Origin of the sequence: Streptomyces sp. NPDC087300, assembly GCF_044744425.1 — a bacterium.
In the GTDB taxonomy this organism is placed as follows: domain Bacteria; phylum Actinomycetota; class Actinomycetes; order Streptomycetales; family Streptomycetaceae; genus Streptomyces.
Window position 1 is genome coordinate 439,420 of the sequence record NZ_JBIUYI010000008.1, and the last position, 21,905, is coordinate 461,324.

Sequence of the window (21,905 nt, forward strand, 5' to 3'; positions counted from 1 at the left end):
GGCTCGGTAGTAGGGGCCAACCATGGCCAATTCGGGGAAGGTGGACTGGGAATCATGGCTCAGTGGACTTCGGCGATGGGCTCGACCCAGCTCGCCCGGCTGCTCGCCTCCCAGCAGGCGCGCCCCGGCGGCGCGGGCACCCGCCGCCCGCCCGCCTACCGCGCGCTCGCCGACGGCATCCGGCTGCTCGTGCTCGAAGGCCGTGTCCCCGTCGCCGCCCGGCTGCCCGCCGAGCGGGAGCTCGCGGTGGCGCTGGCCGTCAGCAGGACCACCGTGGCCGCCGCCTACGAGGCGCTGCGCACCGAAGGGTTCCTGGAGTCCCGCAGGGGAGCGGGCAGTTGGACCGCCGTCCCGGCCGGCAACCCCCTGCCCGCGCGCGGGCTCGAACCGCTGCCGCCCGAGGCGCTCGGCTCGATGATCGACCTGGGCTGCGCCGCGCTGCCCGCCCCCGAGCCCTGGCTGACCCGCGCCGTGCAGGGCGCGCTCGAAGCACTCCCGCCGTACGCCCACACGCACGGCGACTACCCGGCGGGCCTGCCCGCCCTGCGCGAGATGCTCGCCGAGCGCTACACCGCGCGCGGCATCCCGACGATGCCCGAACAGATCATGGTCACCACCGGCGCGATGGGCGCCATCGACGCGATCTGTCACCTCTTCGCGGGCCGCGGCGAACGCATCGCCGTCGAGTCGCCCTCGTACGCCAACATCCTCCAGCTGATGCGTGAGGCCGGTGCCCGGCTCGTCCCCGTGGCCATGGCCGAGGGGCTCGCGGGCTGGGACCTGGACCGCTGGCGGCAGGTGCTGCGCGACGCGGCGCCCCGGCTCGCGTACGTCGTCGCCGACTTCCACAACCCGACGGGCGCGCTCGCGGGCGAGGACCAGCGCAGGCAGCTGGTCGAGGCGGCGCGTTCGGCGGGCACCGTCCTCGTCGTCGACGAGACGATGAGCGAACTGGGGCTCGACCCGGACCTCGACATGCCGCGCCCCGTCTGCGGATTCGACCCCGCGGGTTCCACCGTGATCACCGTCGGCTCGGCGAGCAAGGCCTTCTGGGCGGGCATGCGCATCGGCTGGGTACGCGCGGCGCCCGACGTCATCCGCAGCCTCGTCGCCGCCCGTGCCTACGCCGACCTGGGCACTCCCGTCCTGGAGCAGCTCGCCGTGAACTGGCTCCTGAACACCGGCGGTTGGCAGGCGGCCGTGGACGTGCGCAGGGAGCAGGCGAGGGCCAACCGCGACGCGCTTGTCACCGCCGTACGCCGTGAGCTGCCCGACTGGGAGTTCGAGGTGCCGCGCGGCGGTCTGACGCTCTGGGTGCGCACCGGAGGGCTCTCCGGATCGCGGCTCGCCGAGGTGGGCGAGCGCGTGGGGGTGCGGGTGCCGTCAGGCCCGCGCTTCGGCGTGGACGGGGCCTTCGAGGGATATGTGCGGCTGCCGTTCACGGTGGGCGGCGCGGTGGCCGACGAGGCGGCGGTGCGGCTCGCGGCCGCGGCGCGGCTCGTGGAGACGGGTGCGGGTACGGGCGCGGGAACGGGTGCGGAGATCGCGCACCCGTTCGTCGCCTGACGCCCTTCGGTGGTGCCGGTGGTGCCGGTTCAGCTCTCGGCGGGCACCGGCTCCGCCTGCTCCTGCTCCTGCTCGATGAGCTCGGCCTGGTCGGCCGGAGTGCTCCGTTCCGGCAGCAGGTCCATGACCGCCTGACGGTGCGCCTCACTGGTCGCGTCGTCGTACGGGTCGGGCGTCGCGGGCACCTGGAGCCGGTGTGCGGGGCCCGTGCCGAGCCGGGCGTAGCCGCGTCCGGGCGGGACGTCCGAGGTGGGCGTCGTGTGCGGGGGCGTCCCGAGGACCTCTTCCAGCTGGTCGGGCGTGGCCGGACCGAGCACCACGCGCGCGCGGGTGTGCTGGCGTACGGGATCGCTCAGCACCTCCAGGCTGTCGAACTGGTCGGCCACGACCACCGTGACATTGGCCGCCCTGCCGTGCCGCAGGGGGACCTGCAACAGCGACTGGGGGTCCTTGCGGCCGTCCGCCGCGGCCAGGTGGCCCAGCGCGCTCGGGCGGTCGAGGAGGATCCACAAGGGACGCTTGGTGTCCTCCGGCGGCGGGTGGCCAGCCTGCCGGGCGCGATTGGCCGAGATGAGCCTGCGCTCGGTCTCGTGCGCCGCCCATTCGAGGCTCGCGAGCGCCCCGGCGAGCCCGCACTCGATGGCCAGGACGCCGTCCCTGCCGGTCAGACACGCGTAGTCGCCGGTGCCGCTGCCCTCGACGATGAGGACGTCGCCGTACTGCAGTGCCTGGAGCGCGATCGAACGCAGCAGTGACGTCGTGCCGCTGCCGGGCTGGCCCACGGCGAGGAGGTGGGGCTCGGTGGAGCGGACGCCGGTGCGCCACACGACGGGGGGTACGTCGCGCTGCTCCTCGCCGTCGGTCACCGGCAGGGTGCGCTGGACGGCGGTCCCGTCGGTGAAGCCGAGGACGGTCTCGCCGGGTGCGGTGACGAAGCGCTGGGCGGCGATGTCCGTGGGCAGCGGATCGAGCACGGTGAGGGTGAGCTGGTTGCCCTCCTCGTCCCACTCGAAGTGGTACTCCCTGCCGCGGCCCGACTTGGCGTGCAGCAACTGCTCGATCCGCGCGCGGGACTCGGCCTCGCCGTCGGTGAAGTACGCCGGGTAGCGCACCACGAGGCGTGAGATGCGCCCCGTGTCGTCGAAGTCGTACGAGGTGAAGGCCTTGTCCCAGTCGCCGCCGTGCGCGAAGAGCGGGGCGGGGTCCTCGGGGACCGAGAAGTACGGGACGAGTGCTTCGTAGAGCGACTGCAACCGCTGGACCTGCGCCTCGTCAGGGCCGGTCGGCGCGGGCGCGGTGCGCTCGCGGCCGGTCCACGCGGCGGCCGCCATCAGGGCGATGACGGCGAGCAGCGGCCCGTAGGGGACGAGGGCCACGACCAGGACCACGGAGGCCACCAGGAACAGCAGCGGTCCGCGCCGGTCCTTGGGGGTGTCGGCCCACTTGCGCCGCCCGGCGGCTGCCAGCCGGCGCAGTCCACGAGTGATCGTGATCAGCGGGTGGAGAACATCGGTGGCGTTGTCCGCCGCCGACCGCGCCAGCTCCCGGCTCCGGGCGATGGATGCGGTGCCGTTGCTCAGAATGCGGGGGAGTGGGCGCCTGGCCACGTCAGTCTCCTGAAGGTGCGTACGAAAGGCAGGGGCGTCAGAACTTGATCCCGCCGAGGAGGCTCGCCAGGCTCGCCCCGCCGGCCTTGATGCTCGGGGCGATGGCGGTGCCCGCGAGGTAGAAGCCGAAGAGCGCGCAGACCAGCGCGTGGGATGCCTTGAGTCCGTCTTTTCGGAAGAACAGGAAGACGATGATTCCGAGCAGCACGACGCCTGAGATGGACAGGATCATGAGGATTCTCCTGGTTGATGGGGACAGTCACCATGAGTTCTTCCAGGCTCACAGCATGTATCCATACGATAAAAGGTGCAAATGGGCGAATTTTCCGGAATTTAACTCGAATGGCAGACCTCTACTGGGCCGCCCGAGCGCGGGTCGGGGCTCTCTCCCGCACCCTGCGTGATCTTTGCCTCGGCGGGGTCGGGTCATGTGCCCGCGAGGGCAGTACCCTGTCGATTCACTCGTACGGCTGCACAGGCGGTGCAGCGCGGACCAGCACATCTCGGATCAGCGCATTCCAGAAAGGCGGACGCCCTCATGAGCGAAGCCCCCGACCCCGAGGTCGTGGAGCTGGCGACCAAGATCTTCGATCTGGCGCGCCAGGGCGACGCGGCGGCGCTCGCGGCCTACGTCGACGCGGGCGTCCCCGCGAACCTCACCAATGACAGCGGTGACTCGCTGGTGATGCTGGCGGCCTACCACGGGCACGCCGAGGCGGTCCGGGCCCTCCTGGAGCGCGGCGGCGACGCCGACCAGGCCAACGACCGGGGCCAGACCCCGCTCGCCGGCGCGGTCTTCAAGGGCGAGGAAGCGGTGATCCGGGTGCTGCTCGCCGGTGGCGCCGATCCGGCCGCGGGGATGCCGTCGGCGGTGGACACCGCCCGGATGTTCGGAAAGGCGGAGCTGCTGAAGCTGTTCGGGGCCGCCTGAGCGGGGTACCTGACCAGCGAAGACGGGGGCGCTGGAAATGTGGTCGCGGCGGACATGACCGCCGGGTCATCATGACGACGTGATTCACGGACGCGACGGCGGGGCAGGAGATGCCGCACCGCGCGGGCCGTGACGGCCCGCCCCCGGACCTCCCGTCCGGGATCCCCAGGGCCACCGACGAGAGGCAGAGGAAGATGGTCTTCGACAAGCAAAAGACGGCGGGCGGCCCGACGTGTTGGCGCACGGCCAGGTAATGCGTGATTCCCGGTTGCGTCGACGCTTGATGTGAGGCTGTTTCCCATGTTCGATCCGGTCATAGCGCCCAGCGGTACGCTGCTCGGCCTACTGCAGCGGGGCCGCGGCGACGGCACGCTGCACGCACTCACCGCACCACGGTCCGAGGCCCTCGCGGCCCTCGACCACTGTGTACTGAGCGACCCCCGCCACGACTGGCAGGTGGAGAACCGCTCCCTGTACTACGCCAGGCTCTACCTCGATCTGCACGGCGGGCTCGGGGCGATCGAGCGGCACCTGTTCGATGCCGAGGACGTCCTGGACACCGAGGACTCCCGCACCGGGCTCGCCCTCGCCGTCCTCGGGCACCTCGCCTCCTACGGCAGGCACGACGCCCTCGAACTGCTGCGCCGGTACGCGACGTACGGCACGAACTGGGCATGGGCCCTGGACGAGCTGGCGCTGCGCGACGACGACGCGGGCCTGCGCGCCCTCGCGGCGCCCGTGCTCGCCCGGTTCCCCGCCGACGCGGAGGGCGAGGCCGAGCTGGCCGCCGCCGTGCGCGACGCCTACGAACCGAGGCCCTGGCGCCTCTGGGAGGAGGACCCGCGTGCCGATATCGGCGCCCGGGTGCGCTCCGCCAGGGAGCAGGGCTCCTTCGACCGCTGGCAGCGCCAGATGCGGCCTTCGGGGCCGCGCCCGGGATGGAGCGTCCAGGCCGTCTTCGACTGGGCCCAGGAAGGCCTCGAGCGCGGCGCCGTGCTGTACGTGCCCGCCGCCCGCTGCCTGACCGCGGTCGCCGGACCCGACGACCGCGCCGAGATCGTCGAGGCCGCCCGCAACGGCTCCGACGGAGCGCGCGGCACGGCCCTGCGCTACCTGGCCGACTCCCGTGACCCCGAGGTGCTCGACCTCATCGAGTACGCCGTGGAGAGTCCGTCACCGGTCGTGGTGGACGCCGCGACGGAAGCCTTCGAACGGATGCGCGATGTCGGCGCCGTCGAGCGCGCCCGCCGCTGGGCCTACCGGCCCGACGCCCTGGGCGCCGCCGCCGGACGCGTGCTCGCCTGTCGGGGCGAGGGCAAGGACGACAAGCTGGTCCTCGCCGCACTGCGCGAGGCCGTCCGCGGCGAGGGCCCCGACGCGCCGACGCTGTGGACCCTCGTCGACGGCGCGGGACGCCTCGGCATCGCCTGCGCGGCCCCCGTGCTGCGCCACGTCTACCGCGAGACCGCCTCCTCCCACCTCCGTGGCCGCGCCGCTCGCGCGCTCGCCGCCACCGACCCCTCCTTCGCCGCCGGATTCGCCGTCGAGTGCCTCTGGGACTGCGAGGAGACCACCCGCGAAGTCGCCGCACGGCACGCGGAGACCGGTGACGCCCGCGTCGTCACCCAGCTCCGAAGGCTCGCCGCGGACCCCGCCGAAGAGGACGAGGTACAGACCGCGGTACGCAGCAGAATCGGGCCCGACGCGCCCGCGGTGTAGCCCGTCCAGGGCCCCGGCGCCGCGCTCCGCCGCCGCGCCCCGGCTCCGGGACGTCGCCCCTTTCCGCCGCGCCCGCCCCGCGACGGGCGCGGAGGGGAACGCTCATGGGACGTTCCCCGCCAGGAAAGATCCACGTTGACGCGGCCACGCCCCGCGCGACGACAACACCGGTATGCGAGTCAACACCGGTATGCGTGTCGTCATCGTCACCGAATCCTTCCCTCCCGATGTCAACGGCGTGGCGCACTGCGCCCTCCAGACCGCACGGCAGCTCGCCGGCCGCGGTCACCATCCCCTCGTCGTCGCCCCGGCCACCGCGGCCGGGGCGCGGGCCGACGCCGGGGCGCCGTGTCCCGTCGTCCGGGTCCCCTCCCTTCCGCTGCCCGGTTATCCGCAGGTCAGAGTGGCGCTGCCGAGCCGCAGGGTGGCCGCGGCGCTGGTCGAGCACCGGGCCCAAGTGGTCCATCTGGCCAGCCCGTTCGTGCTCGGCGCCCGCGGCATGGCGGCCGCGGGACGGCTGGGCATCCCCGCCGTCGCCGTCTACCAGACGGACCTGGGCGGCTATGCGCGGGCGTACATGGGCATGGGGGAGTCCACCGCCTGGCGGCGCATACGCGGCGTCCACGCGGCCGCCGACCGCACCCTCGCCCCGTCCACCGCCGCGCTGCGCGACCTGGAGGCGCACGGGGTGCCACGGGTGCGGCTGTGGCCGCGCGGCGTCGACACCGTCCGGTTCAGGCCCGCCCTGCGCGACGCGGCGCTGCGGCGCGAACTCGCCCCCGACGGCGAGCTGATCGTCGGCTACGTGGGACGACTCGCTCCGGAGAAGCGGGTCGAACTCCTGGCCGGGGTGGCCGCCCTGGCGGGCGTGCGCGTGGTCGTGGTGGGCGACGGGCCGAGCGAGGGCGCGGTACGCGCCGCGCTGCCCGGCGCCACGTTCCTCGGGCGCCGCACCGGTGCCGAACTCGCCCGGATCTTCGCCTCCTTGGACCTGTTCGTCCACACCGGGCCGCTTGAGACGTTCTGCCAGACCGTGCAGGAGGCCATGGCCAGCGGCGTGCCGGTGATCGCGCCCGCGGCGGGCGGACCGCTCGACCTCGTGGTGCCCGGCAGGACCGGCGTCCTCGTGCCACCGGACGACGCGGCGGCGGTGCGCGACGCCGTCTGGGCCCTGGCCGCCGATCCCGGCCTGCGGGCCGCGTACGGCGCGGCGGGCCGCGCGGCCGTCGCGGGGCGCACCTGGGAAGCGGTGGGCGAGCAACTCGTCGACCACTACGAAGAGGTGCTCGCGGCGCGGACGGTGGTGGCGGCGTGAGCGGGGGTGGCGGCGTCGAGTGGGACTCGGCGGGAGTGGCGCATGCGGTGGGTGCGCTAGGTGCGCGGGATGCGTGCGGTGCGCGGGATGCGCAGGGACTTTCGGGTGACGCGCTGCGGATCGTGCGCGTCGCCAACTTCGTCACGCCGTCGTCCGGCGGACTGCGCACCGCGCTGCGGGAGTTGGGGCGGGGCTACCTCGCGGCCGGGCACGAGCCCGTGCTCGTCGTGCCCGGGGAGCGGGCGTCGGTCCGCGACACCGATCAGGGGCGCGTCCTGACCGTGCCGGGTCCCGTGCTGCCCGGCACCGGCGGCTACCGCGTCCTCACCGACCGGCGTCGGGTGGCCCGCCTCCTGGAGCGGCTGGCTCCCGACCGCCTCGAGGTCTCGGACCGGACCACGCTGCGCTGGACGGGGGCGTGGGCCCGGCGGGCCAGGATCCCGGCCGTGATGGTCTCCCACGAGACCGCGGACGGCGTGCTCGGCACGTGGGGCCTGCCGCCCGCGGTGACCCGGCGCGCCGCCGACGCGCTCAACTCCCGTACGGCGCACGCGTACGCGCGCGTGGTGTGCACCACGCGCTGGGCCCAGCGCGAGTTCGTCCGCGTCGGCGCCCGCAACGTCGTCCACGCCCCGCTCGGCGTCGACCTCGTGGACCGGCACCCCGGGCTGTACGACCGGGCGGTGCGGGCCCGCCACGCGCGCGTGGACGAGGTGTTGCTGGTGCTGTGCTCCCGCCTCTCGGTGGAGAAGCGGCCGGGGACCGCCTTGGACGCGTTGGAGGAGCTGCGGGCGAGCGGGGTGCGGGCGGTGCTCGTCATCGCGGGGGAGGGACCGCTGCGTGGGCGGCTCGAACGGCGGGCGCGGGAAAGGCGGTTGCCGGTGACCTTCCTCGGCCACGTCGCCGACCGCGCGGAACTCGGCGCCTTGCAGGCCGCGGCCGATGTCTGTCTGGCTCCCGGGCCCTGCGAGACGTTCGGGCTCGCCGCACTGGAGTCCCTGGCGTGCGGCACGCCCGTGGTGGCCAGCGCCTCGTCGGCGCTGCCGGAGGTCGTCGGTACGGCGGGGGCCGCGGCGCGCGACACGGGGGAGGGGTTCGCGCTCGCGGTCCGCGCGGTCCTCGCACGCCCCGAGCGGCCTCGGCGCGCGGCGGCACGCGCGCGTGCGGAGCGTTTCGGGTGGGACGAGGCGGTCGCCGCGTTCCTCGCGGCGCATGAGGCGGGGCCGGGATCGGTTCCGGACCGGGTGTCCAGGAGGGGTTCGCATGCCAGGAGTTGAGCAGCTTTCGAAGTCGGCGCAGGCGCCGGAAGTACTGACGGCGACGTCACCGCCGGGGTCCGGTGGGCCCCTGCGGTTCGTCGCCCTGGGCGATTCGCTCACCGAGGGAGTGGGCGACTCCGTGGCAGGGGAGTGGCGCGGCTGGGCGGCGCTGCTCGCCCAGGCGATGGCGTCATCCGAGGACGACGTGGAGCTCCACAACCTCGCCGTCAGCGGCGCCCAGACCGCGGACGTGCTGCTGCGCCAGACACCGGCCGCACTCGCCCTGCGGCCCGACGTCGTCTCCGTCGTAGTAGGGGTCAACGACACCCTGCGGCGCACCTTCGACATCCACGCGGTGGCCGCCCGGCTCGACGAGGTCTACGCGGCCTTCGCCGCTCAGGGCGCCGTGCTGCTCACCGCGTGCCTGCCCGATCCCGGCACGATGCTCGGCCTGCCAGGGGCCCTGGCCCGGCCGCTCGCCCGCAGGCAGCGCGCGGTCAACGCCGTCGTGCACGCGCTCTCCGAACGCCACGACGCCGTCCATCTGCACGCCGCCGAGGGCGATCTGGCCGCCGACCGGACGCTGTGGAGCGCGGACCGGCTGCATCCCTGCGAGCGCGGCCACCGGGTCTTCGCCGCCGGGTTCCACGCCCTGCTCGCCGACCGGGGGCTCGCGGCGGGCGCACCGCCGGCGCGGGAGCCCGAACTGCCCCCGCCCACCCGCTCCGCGAGCCTGTGGTGGCTGGCCACCGCGGGCACCGGGTGGGTGGCACGGCGGTGCACCGACCTGCTGCCCCAGCTCCTCGCCCTCGCGGCGGACGAGGTGCGGCACCAGGCGCGGGGCACCAGCGGACGGCTCGACCTGAGCGCCTCGCACGCGGTGGCGGCCGCCTTGGCCGCGCTCTGAGAGCGTTGGGTCGGGCAGCGTCGGGGGCGGGCTCGGACCGGGCTCAGCGCCATCCGGACGCGACGAAGCGCACCGGCGTGCCCGGCGACGCCTGGGCCGCCGCGGCGAGGTCCGGCTCGCGGACGACCGCCACCACCGGGTAGCCCCCGGTGGTCGGATGGTCGGCGAGGAAGACCACCGGCCTGCCGTCCGGCGGCACTTGCACGGCGCCGAGCACCATGCCCTCGCTGGGCAGTTCGCCGTCCAGCGCACGTTCCAGCGCGGGTCCCTCGGTGCGCAGGCCGATGCGGTTGCTCGCCGATGACACGCGGTACGCGCGCGTGGTGAGCGTGCGCAGTGCCGCGGGCGTGAACCAGTCGGCGCGCGGCCCGGGGGACACGCGCAGCACCAGCTCGCCGGGCGGCGCGGGCTGCGGAACGCCGTCCACGCGCGTGTGCGTACCGCTCGGCCGCCGCCCCAGGGGCAGCACGGTGCCGTCCGTGAGCGGCGGCGGACCCAGCCCGGAGAGGAGGTCCGTCGAACGGCTGCCGAGCACCGGGTCGACGGCCACGCCGCCGTCGAACGCGATGTAGCACCGTACTCCGGAGAGTGCGGTTCCCACCTCGAAGAGGGCCCCCGCGGGGACCCGTACCGCCGCTCCCCAGGGCGCGGGACGGCCGTCCACGGTCACCGGGCAGGGCGCGCCGCCGACCGCCACGGTGACCGGGCGGCGCGGCCGCAGGGCGCAGCCGTCGAGGGTGGTCTCCAGGACCGCGGCGTCACAGGGGTTGCCCACCAGGCGGTTGACGAGGCGCGCCGCGGGCTGGTCGAGGGCCCCGGAGCGCGGCACCCCGAGGTGGGCGTGCCCCGGGCGCCCGCCGTCCTGCACGGTGGTCAGCGCCCCGGCCCGTACGACGGCGAAGGCACGGTCGGTCATCGCGCCTCCGCGACGAAGCGGACGCGCACACCGGGTGACAGGAGCGCGGCTGGCACGCGCGCGTGGTCCCACAGGACGGCGTCCGTGGAGCCGATCAGCTGCCAGCCGCCGGGCGACGCGCGCGGGTAGACGCCCGTGTACGGCCCCGCGAGGGCGACGCTGCCCGCCGGCACGGACGTACGGGGCGTGGTCCTGCGCGGTACTTCGTAGTGGTCCGGCAGTCCGGTGAGATAGCCGAAGCCGGGGGCGAACCCGCAGAAGGCGACGCGGTATTCGGCCGCCGAGTGGATCCGGGCGACCTCGCTCTCGGGCACGCCCCAGTGCGCCGCGACCTCGGCGAGATCGGGTCCTTCGTAGCGCACCGGGATCTCCAGCGCGGCCTCCGCGCGCGTGGGCAGCGGCGGAATCTCCCAGCCGGGCAGTTGCGCCCGCACGTGCGCGAGGTCGTCGAGGCCGTCCAGGAGCACCGTGCGGGCCGCGGGGACGATCTCCCGTACGCGCAGGGCGCCCGAGGCGCGGCGGCGCAGCAGTTCGGCGTGGAGCGCCTGGGCCTCGGCGCCGTCGGCCAGTTCGACGAGCAGGGCGCGGTCGCCGACCGGCAGGGTCCTCATGCGAAGGCCGCCACGCGCACGCCCGCCGATTCGAGCCCGGCCCTGACCCGGCGGGCCAGCCCGACCGCCCCCGGGGTGTCGCCGTGCAGGCACAGCGACCGCGCGCGGACCGCGATCTCCCGGCCGCCAAGCGAGGTCACGACACCGGACCCGGCCATGCCCAGGGACCGTTCGACGACGGCGTCGGCATCGGTGATGACGGCACCGTCGCTGCCGCGCGGCACCAAGGTGCCCTCGTCGGTGTAGGCGCGGTCCGCGAACGCCTCGGTGACGGTGGGGAGTCCGGCCTTCTCCGCCGACTCCAGGAGACGCGATCCGGGCAGCCCGAGGACCGGCAGCGAGGCGTCGGCGAGCAGCACGCCGGCGACGACCGCGCGGGCCTGTTCCTCGTCGGCCACGACGCGGTTGTAGAGCGCGCCGTGCGGCTTCACGTACGACACGCGCGTGCCCGCCGCGCGCGCGAACACCTCAAGTGCGCCGATCTGGTACGCCACTTCGGCCGCCAGCTCGTCGGGCGGCACGTCCATCGCGCGCCGCCCGAAGCCCGCCAGGTCGCGGTAGGAGACCTGCGCGCCGATCCGCACCCCGCGCTCGGTGGCGCGGTCGCACACCCGTCGCATGGTGGCGGGGTCCCCGGCGTGGAATCCGCAGGCCACGTTGGCGCTGGTGACGACGGAGAGCAGCTCCTCGTCGTCGGTCAGGCGCCAGCGGCCGAAGCCTTCGCCGAGGTCCGCGTTGAGATCGATCGAGGCCGTGGGGTCGGCAGGGGCCGTGCTCATCTACGTAGGTCTCCTGTGGTTCTTGTCGCTCGGCACGCTGGGGTCAGGCCACCCGGTACTGCTCGTCGCGGGCGTCGGTGAGGAACATCCGGCCCGGCGCGTGCGTGATCGCGAAGGGCGGCCGCGACGCCATCACCGCGGTCTGCGGGGTCACTCCGCAGGCCCAGAACACCGGGATGTCGTCCGGTTCGGCGAGCACCGGATCACCGAAGTCGGGGCGGTCCAGGTCCGCGATGCCGAGCCCGGCGGGATCGCCGCAGTGCACCGGGCCGCCGTGCACGGCGGGCATCAGGGAGCTCTCCTCGATGGCGGCGGCGAGGTGCCGGGGCGGCACCGGGCGCATCGACACCACCATGGGGCCGCTGAGCCGCCCCGCGGGGCGGCAGGGGCGCGCTGTCACGTACATGGAGACGTTGCGGCCCTGCTCGACGTGGCGCAGCGGAACACCGGAGGCGGCGAGCGCCGACTCGAAGGTGAAGCTGCACCCGATCAGGAACGACACGAGGTCGCCGCGCCAGTGCGCCACGACGTCCGTGGGCTCGTCGGTCAGCTCGCCGTGCTCCCAGACCCGGTAGCGGGGCAGATCCGTACGGAGGTCGGCGCCCGGCGCCAGCGGGGTGCTCCAAGAGCCCTCGTCCGTGACGTCGAGCACCGGGCAGGGCTTCGGGTTGCGCTGGCAGAACAGGAGCATCTCGTACGCCCAGTCGGCGGGTACGGCGATGAGATTGGCCTGCGCGTAGCCCGGGGCCCACCCGGCGGTGGGGCTCGTGCAGCCCGAACGGAACAGCGCACGGGCCTCTTTGGGATCCCGGACGGGGCCCTGAGGGGCTTGGTGGTCCTGAAGGCGGGGGATCACAGCAGCTCCCTTCCGCGCGTCTCCGGGAGGCCGAACAGCGCGACGACGGCGAGGCCGTAACCGATGGCGCCGAAGACCAGCGCACCGCCGACGCCCCAGCTGTCGGCCAGGAAGCCCACCATCGTGGGGAAGACGGCGCCGACCGCGCGGCCCGTGTTGTACGTGAAGCCCTGGCCCGTGCCGCGCACCGCGGCCGGATAGAGCTCGCTCAGGAAGGAGCCGAAGCCGCTGAAGATCGCCGACATACAGAAGCCGAGCGGGAAACCGAGCACAAGGAGAAGGCCGTTGGCCCCGTCCGGGATGTTCGTGTACACGAGGATGCAGGCCGCCGAGAGGAACGCGAAGAGCGCGATGTTGCGCTTGCGGCCGAGCTTGTCGGTCAGGTATCCGCCGGTCAGATAGCCGATGAAGGCACCCGAGATCAGGAAGGTGAGATAGCCGCCCGTGCCCACGACCGTGAGGCCGCGGTCGGACTTCAGGTAGGTGGGCACCCAGGTGGCGAGCGTGTAGTAGCCGCCCTGCACGCCCGTGGACAGGAGCACGGCGAAGAGCGTCGTACGCAGCATCCCGGGCCGGAAGATGGCCGTGAACGACCCCTTGTGGGCGCTCTCGCGGCGCTCGGCCGCCGCCTCCGGGGCGTCGTGCACATTGCGGCGTACGTAGATCACCAGGAGTGCGGGCAGCGCGCCGGTCCAGAACATCACGCGCCAGGCGATGTCGTCGTCGAGGAACTGGAACACCAGGGTGTAGACGACCACCGCGAGCCCCCAGCCGACGGCCCAGGAGCTCTGGATCGCGCCGAGCGTGCGGCCGCGGTTCTTGGCGGTGGCGTACTCCGCGACGAGGATCGCGCCGACCGCCCACTCGCCGCCGAAACCGAGCCCCTGGAGGGCACGGAAGACCAGCAGCGTCTCGTAGTTGGGCGCGAAGCCGCAGGCGACGGTGAACACGGCGTACGTGATGACCGTGATCATCAGCGCCTTGACGCGGCCGATCCGGTCGGCGACGACACCCGCGATGGCGCCGCCGACCGCGGAGACGACCAGGGTGACCGTGGTGAACAGGCCGGTCTGGCCGCTGTCGAGGCCGAAGTAGGCGGCCAGCGCGACCATGCTGAGGGGGAGCGTGAAGTAGTCGTACGAGTCGAGGGCGTAGCCCCCGAAGGCGCCGGCGAAGGCGCGTCGGCCGCGCGGCCCGAGGGCCCGCAGCCAGCCGAACGCCCCGCTGTCGTCGGGGAGTTCGCCCTTGCCGTGGGCTACGTCGGCCGGGGCGGCCTGGGGCGGTGGGGTCGTGCTCATGGGCACCTCACTGGGAGGGGGACGGAGGGTGCTGGAGCGTGCTGGGGAATTGCCGGCCGCGGAACCGTGCCCGTCAAGGTAGAGGATCGTTGAACGATCCTTCAATACCCATGTTGTTTCGTTCCCGCATCTGCGATTGAATCCGGGCATGGCTGAGGGGATGGCTGCAGTGAGCGGACTGGCCGACGACCGTGCACTCCTGGGGCGCACGAGCACTGCCGAGCGGGTCTCCGACATCCTCAGGACCCGCATCGCCGAGGGCTTCTTCCCGCCCGGCACCCGGCTCTCCGAGGACAGCATCGGCGGCGCGCTCGGCGTCTCGCGCAACACGCTCAGGGAGGCGTTCCGGCTGCTCACCCACGAGCGGCTCCTGGAGCACCAGCTCAATCGCGGCGTCTTCGTGCGGGTCCTCACCGTCGAGGACGTCGAGGACATCTACCGCACCCGCCGCCTCGTGGAGTGCGCGGTCGTCCGGGGTCTCGGCGCACCTCCGTTCGCCCTCGACGGGGTCGCGGGCGCCGTCGCCGACGGCCTGCGCGCCGCCGCCGACAAGAAGTGGAAGGGCGTCTCCACCGCCAACATCCACTTCCACCGGGAGCTCGTCGCGCTCGCCGGCAGTGCCCGGACGGACGAACTGATGCGCTCCGTCTTCGCCGAACTGCGCCTGGCCTTCCACGTGGTGGACGACCCGCGCCGACTCCACCAGCCCTACCTCGAACGCAACCAGCGGATCCTGGACACCCTGCGCGAGGGCGACGCCGCAGGCGCCGAGCGGCTCCTCGCCGGCTATCTGGAGGACTCCCTCGCGGGCCTGGTCGAGGTCTACGCACGGCGCGTCGGCACCGACGGCTGAGCCAGTCGCTTCTGCGCCGTTTCGACCGTTGTCAGACCGAGGACCTAGTCTGTGCACCGTGACTTCGCCTGCCGTTACGGACACCGCTCCGCCCCAGCTCAGCGCGGGGCCGCGGCCCGCTCTGGGCCCGGCCGCCGACGAGGGCCTGGCGCGCCGCCTGCGCGCGCTCGCCTGCACGGCTCCGCTGCACGACCTCGACGTGCGCAAGGCCAACCTCGCGGGCGAGTACTCGGTGTACGCGATGGCCGAGGTGGCGCTTTCCGCCATCGACCTCGTCACGCTCAACATGGACTTCGACACCGGTGCCGACCACGAGCAGATCGTCGCCAGGCTGCTCCCGCGCGTCGCCGCCCAGGCCCCCCGGCGTCCGGCCGCCGAGCACGAGCGGGTGGCCCGCTGGGTCCTGGAGAACCTGATCAACGTCGGCTCCGTAGACCGCGGCTTCCGCGCGGTCTACGGCACTTTCGCCCCTGATGGCACATATGTCCGCAGGGACTACGACTTCAAGCTCCTCGAAGAAGTGGCCGGATACGGCGGCGGTGTCTACCTGCGCACCACCGACGAGGCGGTCAACGTTCTGGTGGGCGCCCTCGACACCGACGTCACCAGCGCGCAGATCGCCGCCGAGGTGAAGCTCGAGGTGCTGATCAGGCGGGGCAGGCTCGCCGACGCCCAGCTCGCCGCCGAGCAGGCCCGCTACCGCACCGTCCAGTACTCGGAAACGCTACGCAAAGCCCTCGACGCGACCCGGCGCAACGTCCGCGCGGTGGACTGGCTCCAGGCCGTCCCCGACATGATCGCCGAGGCCCTCGACCACGTCGCCGACCGGTACCGCCACGAGAACGCGATCCTGACGAACATCCGCAAGGCCCGCGACGAGTCCGAGGACCCCGAGCAGAAGCGGCGCGCCGCCGAGCTGGTCGACATCGTCAAGGACTGCATCCGCCGCCACACCCAGCTCCAGTCCCGCCTCCTGGAAGCCGGCCCGCTGTTCCGCGCCGAGCAGGACCGGCAGGCGTTCGCCACGCCCACCGCGCGCACGGGCCTCGACCTGTACGGCCAGCTCGTCGCGCCGATCCTGCCGCTCCCCTCCGAAGAGGCCATCCGCGTCACCGACGCCTTCTTCGCACGCGGCACCGGCCTGCGCACCCCCGTGTCGGTGCGGGTCGGCGATCTCGTCGACATACTGCTCACGCCGCCGGTGGAGCGCGAGCACCTCGGCGCGGAGATGCCCGAGCCCGACCTGATCGCCACCCCGGACGACAGCCGCTTCAGCGACGCGCAGCTCGCGAGCGCCATGGAGCTGCTCGACCTGCCCGCCGACGCCCCGCGCCGCCTGTCAGGACTGCTCGCGGACGCCCGGCGGCGCGACCGGGAACTGCCTTACCTCGTCGCCCTGTTGGCCGTCCACGCGGCCAGCCCGCCGGTCGGCACCGCCTACCGCCAGGGCGAGGAGAAGCTGCTCTTCGCCGTGGACGACGGCACCCAGCTCGACGACGAGGAGTTCGGCGGCGCCGACCTCATCGTCGGCACGGCCCTCCTGGACGCCGTCGGCATGGCGGCCGACCGGACGGAGGCCGCCTGATGACCGCACGACCGCAGGACACCATGCCGGGCACCACGCCGGGCACCCCCCAGGACGTACGACCGATTGATCGCCGCAAGGAGCACACGCCGTGACCGACCACCCCGCAGAGCACGCCGCGTGGGGCGAGCCGGACTCCACGGCGGCACCCGCCGCCACCGCGCCCGTCACCCCGGCCGACGCCGCCGACGCGGCCCGGCTCGTCGCCTTCGGACTGCAGCCCAAGCTCCAGCCCGCCCGCGACCAGGAGTACGGCGAACTGCTGCGCCGCTACCGCGAGGACCCGCCCTTCGCACGGCTCGCCGACGCCGTCGCCGCCGGGCTCGGGCTCGTCGTCCTGGAGGTGTCCGCGCGCGCGGGGATGGCCGTGACCGCCGCCGAGGACTCCGTCTTCGCCGTCCGCATGGGCGACTACGCGCGCCGTACCGCGGCCGACTCCACCGACCGCTTCCTGCACGGCCTCGCGCACCTCGCCGTCGCCGCCATGGCCTTCCCGCGCCCCGAGGACCTCGCCGACGACGGGTACATCGGCCGCGTCACGGTCAACGGGGTCGACGCGTTCGTGCGCCAGGCCTGCCACCGCCTGGAGGAGCGCGCCGAGGAGAAGGGCGAGAACACCGACCCGGCCACCGACACGCCCGGCCTCGAAGCCGCCTGGCGGATCTGGGCCAGGCGCAGCTCCACCGGCGCCACCAAGGACGCTCGCAGGCTCGCGGGCTCGACCACCGGCATCATCGGCAAGGCCGTCGCGTTCCTCACCGACTCCGGCTTCCTCCAGCGGACGGGCGACGACTCCGGAGGGACGTACCGCACCACGGCCCGCTACCAGCTCCAGGTGCGCGACATGGCGGGCGGCGCGGCCATGGCGGAGCTGCTCGAACTCGGCGTCGTGCCGGTCACCGACGGCTCGGCGACCCTGCTGCCCCCCGAAGACCCCGACGACCTGGAGCTGGCCGCCGACGCGGGCCTGCCCTTCCACTCCTGACGTCACCGCCGCACCCCTGACGTCACCGCCGCCCCCACCTTCCTGCCGTCCCGCACGACTTACGACGAGAGTCCGCCGCCATGTACGAGCTGTCCCGGGTCCGCCTCTACTCCATCGGTCCGGCCGGTGCGCGCTACGCCGACACCGTGCTCGACCTGCGCGGCGTGGGCGCCGAGGTGCCCGACCCCGCCCCTGCCCAGGCGGAGTTCTTCGAGGACGAGCCGGTCGGCCCGCCGCGCCGCCCCGCTCCCGCCGGCGTGCTCTTCCTGGAGAACGGCGGCGGCAAGTCCGTCCTGCTCAAGCTGATCTTCTCGGTGATGCTGCCGGGCCACCGCAACACCCTCGGCGGCGCCAGCTCCGGCGTCCTGCGCAAGTTCCTGCTCGCCGACGACTGCGGACACGTCGCCCTGGAGTGGCAGCACACCCTCACCGGCGAGTGCGTCGTCGTCGGCAAGGTCAGCGAGTGGCGCGGCCGGCAGGTCTCCAACGACCCGCGGAAGTTCGCCGAGGCCTGGTACTCCTTCCGCCCGGGACCCGGCATGAGCCTGGACTCGCTGCCGGTCGCCGAGTCCACCGCAGTACGGCCCTCGGTGGAGGGCGCCTCAGGAGCCCAGGGGCGGCGGCGCACCATGAAGGGGTTCCGCGACGCCATGACCGATGCGGTCAAGGCGTACCCCCACCTCGAAGTGCACTGGGAAGAGATCCACGACCGCTGGAACGAACACCTCGGCGATCTGGGCCTCGACCCCGAACTCTTCCGCTACCAGCGGGAGATGAACGCCGACGAGGGCGAGGCCGCCGGTCTCTTCGCGGTCAAGAAGGACTCCGACTTCACCGACCTGCTGCTCCGCGCCGTCACGGACACCCGTGACACGGACGGTCTCGCCGACCTCGTCCACGGCTTCGGCAACAAGCTGGGCCGACGCGCCGAGCTGATGGCCGAGCGGGACTTCACCGCCGGTTCCGTGGACCTGCTCGGGCGCATCGTGGAGGGCGCCGAGACGCGGGCACGCGCGCGTGACGTGCACGCGGGCGCCGAACGCCGCACCCGCACCCTGGCCCGCAGGCTCTCCGCCCGCGGCGTCGAGGAGCGCGGCCGGGCCGCCGAGCTCGCCGAGCAGGTCACCGCCGCCGCGCACACCGTCACCGCCGCCGAGCAGGCCCGCGCCAACAGCGCGCAGATCTCCGCGGAACTGGCCTACCGGCACGCCTCCTTGGCGCTCACCGTCGCCGAGAAGGCCGCCGCCGCGCAGCGCCGCGAGCTCGTCGAGGCGCGCACCCTGCACTCCGCCTGGCAGGCCGCCGAGGCCGTCCTGCGGCACCGCGCCGCCGCCGACCGCACCGCGCGCGTGGCCGTCGCCATCCGCGAGGCCGAGCGCGACGCGGCACCCGCGCTCGCCGCCCGCGCCAAGGCCGCCGCCGACCTGGTCCGGGTCCTGCACACGGCCGCCGAAGGCGCCGAGAACCTCGCCAACGAAGAGGAGGAGCGCTCCGCCGCCCTCCAGGAGACCGGCGAGGCCGCGCACCGCGACGCCACCGCGGCCGCCACCGAGGCCCAGCGCGCCCGCAGCGAGGCCGGGCACCTGCGCCAGCGCCTGACCGAGGTCGAGCAGGAGACCGCGGAGGCGGTACGCGCGGGCTGGCTCGACGACACCGCGCCCGACGCCGACCCGGCCCGTGCCGCGCTCGCCGCGAGCGACGCGGAGAAGACCACGGTCGCCGCGTGGGACACCGCCCGCGAGGCGGCCCGCCGCGCCACCGAGCAGGCCAAGGAGGCGGCCGCCGCCGAGGCCCGCGCCGAACTGACCGCGGCCCGCGCCTCGGACGCCGCGACCGCCGCGGAGGGCGCCCACGACGCGGAGCGCCGCGCCGCGGAGTCCATCGCGGCCGACGAAAGGCTCGCCGAACTGCTGGGCCTGCCCGGCGGCGAGTCCGACGGCGCGGTGCCGGGACCCCGGCAGGGCGCGCCGGACGAGCGCCACGGCGCCCTCTCCGTGGCGGAGCTCGACCGCTCCGCCGACGAACTGCGCACCCTGCTCGACGACGGCGTCTCGGCCGCCGAGCGCAGCCTCTTCGACCTGCGCACCGCGGCGGCCGACGACTCCCGCATCCTCGGCGCCCTCGGCGACGGCGGTCTCCTGCCGCCGGGACCCGACGTGCTGGCCACCGTCGAGTTCCTCGGCGAGCACGGCATCCCCGCGCTGCCCGGCTGGCGCTACCTGGCACAGGCCGTCGACCCGGCAGACCACGCACGCGTGCTCGCCGCCAGGCCCGAGCTCGTCGACGGCGTCGTCATCACCGACCCGGACACCCACGCACGCGCCCGTGCCGCGCTCGCCGACGCCGCGCTGCTGCCCCGCTCCGCCGTCGCCGTGGGCACCGCCGCCGCCCTCCTCGCCCCGACGCCGGGCGAGCAGAGCACCGACAGCGGCGTCTTCCTCGTACCGCCGAACCCGGCCATGCACGACGAGCACGCCGCCGACGAGGAGCGCCAGGCGCTGCGCGCGCGGGCCGCCGGGCGCGACGAGGAGATCAGGACGCTCGCCGTCCGGCTCGCCAAGGACCGTGAGCTCGCCGCGCGCCTCGGCTCCTGGCGCTCGGGCTGCCCGAGCGGCCGTCTCGCCGAGCTCGCCACCGCCGCCGAGGAGGCCCGCGCCTTCGCCGAGGAGGCCGAGGCCGAGCTCGCCGAGTGCCGCACGGCCCGCGCCGAGGCCGACGAGGTCGCGGGCGAGGCGGTACGCGTGCGTGACGAGCGCCAGGAGGCCGCGCAGCGCGCCCGACGCTCCGCCGACGCCCTCGCGGGCCTCGCCTTCCGGCTCCGTGAGCGCTCCGGCTGGCAGGTCAAACTCCGTGAACTGGCCGACGACGCCGTCGAGTCGGAGGCCCGCGCCCAGACCTGCCTGGACCGCGCCCGCGCCGCCGACGAGGACCGCCGCGCCGCCCAGCGCGCCGCCGACGACGCCCGCCGCACCGCGCGTGCGCTGCGCGCCGAGCGCGCCGAGATCGCCGGCGCCCCCGAGGACATCCCCGAGGAGGAGGCGCCCGCCAAGACGTCGCTGCCCGCCCTGCGCGAGGCCTACCGCGCGGCCTCGCAGCTCTACGAGAAGGTCGGTGTCGGCGCCGACCTGCGCGCCGAGCAGGCCCGCGCCGAGAGCGACGAGAGCGCGGCCCTCGCCGAGCTGGACCGGCTCAGCAACAAGGTCCGCACCCGTGCGGCCCTGCTCCTCGAAGGCACCGACGGCTCCGACGGTCCGTCCCGGCAGGCCGCCGCCGCGCGCGCGGAGGCCCAGGTCCAGCTGATCGAGGCCCGCTCCGCCACTGCCAGCGAGCAGCTCGGCAGGCTGCGCGGCGAGGCCGAGCGGCACGCACCCGAGGACGGCGGGGCCCACACCGAGCTGCCCGACGACCTCGTGCCCGCCGACGCCGAGCAGGCCCAGGCGCTGCTGCGCACCGCGACCGGCGAACTGGCCGCGCACACCGAGGCGTTGAGCCGCGCCAAGGAGGCGCACGCCGCGCTGCTGCACACCCACCGCACCACGGAGGACGCGGCCGGCGGCTTCGACGAGACCGCCGCGCTGCTGCGCGACCTCATGCGCGAGCACCAGACCGAAGAGGCCGAGGAAGCCGTCGAGGCGTTCCCCGGCAGCCTCGAAGAGGCCCGCCACTCCGCCGCCGAGGCCCGCCGCTCGCTGCGCGGCTGTGCCGCCGACCTCTCCGCCGCCGAGTCCGCCGTCCGCGAGGCCAGCGACATCCTCGTACGCCACGCGAACGCGACCCGGTACGAGCAGGTGCGCACCCCCGCCCGCCAGCAGATCCGCGAGCTGCCCGCCTCCGCGCTGCCCGAACACGCCAAGAAGTGGGCGGACGCCTTCGCGCCCCGGCTGCGCGTCCTGACCGACGAGCTGGAGCAGTTGGAGCGCAACCGCGACAGCATCGTCGACCGGCTTCGCGGCCTCGTCGAGTCCGCCCTCGCCACCCTGCGGTCCGCCCAGCGCCTGTCCAGGCTGCCCGAGGGCCTGGGGGAGTGGTCGGGCCAGGAGTTCCTGCGCGTCCGCTTCGAGGAGCCCGACCAGGCGACCCTCGTCGAGCGGCTCGGCGAGGTCATCGACGAGGCCACCCGCGCGGCCGTCAAGAAGAACTCCGACATGCGGCGGGACGGAATGTCCCTGCTGCTGCGCGGCGTCCAGGCCGCTCTGGAGCCGCGCGGCATCGCCGTGGAGATCCTCAAGCCGGACGCGGTGCTGCGCGCCGAGCGCGTCCCCGTCGGGCAGATGGGCGACGTGTTCTCGGGCGGCCAGCTGCTCACCGCGGCCATCGCCCTGTACTGCACGATGGCCGCCCTGCGCAGCAACGACCGCGGCCGCGACAAGCACCGGCACGCGGGCACGCTCTTCCTCGACAACCCCATCGGCCGCGCCAACGCGACGTACCTCCTGGAGCTCCAGCGGGCCGTCTCGGACGCGCTCGGCGTGCAACTGCTTTACACGACGGGGCTGTTCGACACGACGGCGCTCGCGGAGTTCCCGCTGGTCATCCGGTTGCGCAACGACGCGGACCTGCGCGCGGGGCTGAAGTACATCAGCGTCGAGGAGCACCTGCGCCCGGGTCTGCCGCAGCAGGACCCGGACGGTGAGACGGTGCACGGCGAGATCACCGCGACCCGGATGTACAAGCGCCCGGACCCGGTCACTTCGTAGGGAACGGTTTGGTCAACCGCC

17 protein-coding genes are annotated in these 21,905 nt (G+C 74.3%); 10 read left to right on the plus strand and 7 right to left on the minus strand.

Features of this window, described 5'->3' with window-relative positions; translation table 11 throughout:
• The first annotated feature begins 54 nt into the window (after window positions 1–54).
• Window positions 55–1,566, plus strand: coding sequence for a PLP-dependent aminotransferase family protein (locus ACIO9J_RS32865; protein WP_402007599.1), 1,512 nt, complete (start codon window positions 55–57; stop codon window positions 1,564–1,566).
• A 29-nt stretch (window positions 1,567–1,595) separates the two neighbouring features.
• On the opposite strand, the gene ACIO9J_RS32870 is transcribed toward ACIO9J_RS32865, so the two are convergent.
• Both ACIO9J_RS32870 and ACIO9J_RS32875 read right to left on the minus strand, forming a co-directional pair.
• Window positions 1,596–3,173 carry a hypothetical protein gene (locus ACIO9J_RS32870; protein ID WP_402007601.1) on the minus strand — a complete coding sequence of 526 codons (1,578 nt, stop codon included), beginning with the start codon at window positions 3,171–3,173 and terminating at the stop codon, window positions 1,596–1,598.
• 37 nt (window positions 3,174–3,210) lie between these two features.
• The gene (locus ACIO9J_RS32875) at window positions 3,211–3,405 is read right to left on the minus strand and encodes a hypothetical protein (RefSeq protein ID WP_018534760.1); all 195 of its coding nucleotides are present in this window, start codon (window positions 3,403–3,405) and stop codon (window positions 3,211–3,213) included.
• A gap of 306 nt (window positions 3,406–3,711) precedes the next feature.
• On the opposite strand from ACIO9J_RS32875, the gene ACIO9J_RS32880 reads away from it, so the two are divergent.
• The 5 genes from ACIO9J_RS32880 to ACIO9J_RS32900 all read left to right on the plus strand — a co-directional run bounded on the left by ACIO9J_RS32880 (window position 3,712) and on the right by ACIO9J_RS32900 (window position 9,304).
• Window positions 3,712–4,104, plus strand: a complete 393-nt coding sequence (locus tag ACIO9J_RS32880) for an ankyrin repeat domain-containing protein (RefSeq protein WP_402007603.1) — start codon at window positions 3,712–3,714, stop codon at window positions 4,102–4,104.
• A 300-nt stretch (window positions 4,105–4,404) separates the two neighbouring features.
• Window positions 4,405–5,823 carry a HEAT repeat domain-containing protein gene (locus ACIO9J_RS32885; protein ID WP_402007605.1) on the plus strand — a complete coding sequence of 473 codons (1,419 nt, stop codon included), beginning with the start codon at window positions 4,405–4,407 and terminating at the stop codon, window positions 5,821–5,823.
• Window positions 5,824–6,013: 190 nt separating this feature from the next.
• Window positions 6,014–7,138 carry a glycosyltransferase family 4 protein gene (locus ACIO9J_RS32890; RefSeq protein ID WP_402007711.1) on the plus strand — a complete coding sequence of 375 codons (1,125 nt, stop codon included), beginning with the start codon at window positions 6,014–6,016 and terminating at the stop codon, window positions 7,136–7,138.
• 122 nt (window positions 7,139–7,260) lie between these two features.
• Entirely contained in the window at window positions 7,261–8,415 is a 1,155-nt protein-coding gene (locus ACIO9J_RS32895; protein WP_402007607.1) for a glycosyltransferase, read from the plus strand.
• The gene (locus ACIO9J_RS32900; RefSeq protein WP_402007609.1) at window positions 8,402–9,304 is read left to right on the plus strand and encodes an SGNH/GDSL hydrolase family protein; all 903 of its coding nucleotides are present in this window, start codon (window positions 8,402–8,404) and stop codon (window positions 9,302–9,304) included. The genes ACIO9J_RS32895 and ACIO9J_RS32900 overlap by 14 nt, the downstream gene beginning before the upstream one ends.
• 43 nt (window positions 9,305–9,347) lie before the next feature.
• Here ACIO9J_RS32900 and ACIO9J_RS32905 read toward each other — a convergent pair whose 3' ends face one another.
• Genes ACIO9J_RS32905 through ACIO9J_RS32925 form a run of 5 tightly spaced genes read right to left on the minus strand, consistent with a single transcriptional unit; the run spans window position 9,348 to window position 13,764 of the window.
• Window positions 9,348–10,220, minus strand: coding sequence for a biotin-dependent carboxyltransferase family protein (locus ACIO9J_RS32905; RefSeq protein ID WP_402007611.1), 873 nt, complete (start codon window positions 10,218–10,220; stop codon window positions 9,348–9,350).
• The gene (pxpB, locus tag ACIO9J_RS32910) at window positions 10,217–10,831 is read right to left on the minus strand and encodes a 5-oxoprolinase subunit PxpB (protein WP_402007613.1); all 615 of its coding nucleotides are present in this window, start codon (window positions 10,829–10,831) and stop codon (window positions 10,217–10,219) included. Before pxpB ends, ACIO9J_RS32905 begins: the two co-directional genes overlap by 4 nt.
• Window positions 10,828–11,610: a LamB/YcsF family protein gene (locus ACIO9J_RS32915; RefSeq protein WP_402007615.1), complete on the minus strand. Its 783-nt coding sequence runs from the start codon at window positions 11,608–11,610 to the stop codon at window positions 10,828–10,830. The genes pxpB and ACIO9J_RS32915 overlap by 4 nt, the downstream gene beginning before the upstream one ends.
• 43 nt (window positions 11,611–11,653) lie before the next feature.
• Window positions 11,654–12,466 (minus strand): putative hydro-lyase, encoded by an 813-nt coding sequence (locus ACIO9J_RS32920; protein ID WP_402007617.1) that lies wholly within the window; start codon window positions 12,464–12,466, stop codon window positions 11,654–11,656.
• Window positions 12,463–13,764, minus strand: coding sequence for an MFS transporter (locus tag ACIO9J_RS32925; RefSeq protein WP_402007619.1), 1,302 nt, complete (start codon window positions 13,762–13,764; stop codon window positions 12,463–12,465). The genes ACIO9J_RS32920 and ACIO9J_RS32925 overlap by 4 nt, the downstream gene beginning before the upstream one ends.
• A gap of 148 nt (window positions 13,765–13,912) precedes the next feature.
• Between ACIO9J_RS32925 and ACIO9J_RS32930 the strand changes: the two genes are divergently transcribed.
• From ACIO9J_RS32930 to ACIO9J_RS32945, 4 genes are all read left to right on the plus strand, one after another.
• The gene (locus ACIO9J_RS32930; RefSeq protein ID WP_402007621.1) at window positions 13,913–14,617 is read left to right on the plus strand and encodes a GntR family transcriptional regulator; all 705 of its coding nucleotides are present in this window, start codon (window positions 13,913–13,915) and stop codon (window positions 14,615–14,617) included.
• A 58-nt stretch (window positions 14,618–14,675) separates the two neighbouring features.
• Window positions 14,676–16,202, plus strand: coding sequence for a hypothetical protein (locus tag ACIO9J_RS32935; RefSeq protein ID WP_402007623.1), 1,527 nt, complete (start codon window positions 14,676–14,678; stop codon window positions 16,200–16,202).
• A gap of 91 nt (window positions 16,203–16,293) precedes the next feature.
• A complete protein-coding gene (locus ACIO9J_RS32940) occupies window positions 16,294–17,187 on the plus strand; it encodes a hypothetical protein (protein ID WP_402007625.1) in 894 nt (297 codons plus the stop codon).
• A gap of 80 nt (window positions 17,188–17,267) precedes the next feature.
• The gene (locus tag ACIO9J_RS32945) at window positions 17,268–21,884 is read left to right on the plus strand and encodes a hypothetical protein (RefSeq protein ID WP_402007627.1); all 4,617 of its coding nucleotides are present in this window, start codon (window positions 17,268–17,270) and stop codon (window positions 21,882–21,884) included.
• The last annotated feature ends 21 nt before the right edge of the window (window positions 21,885–21,905 follow it).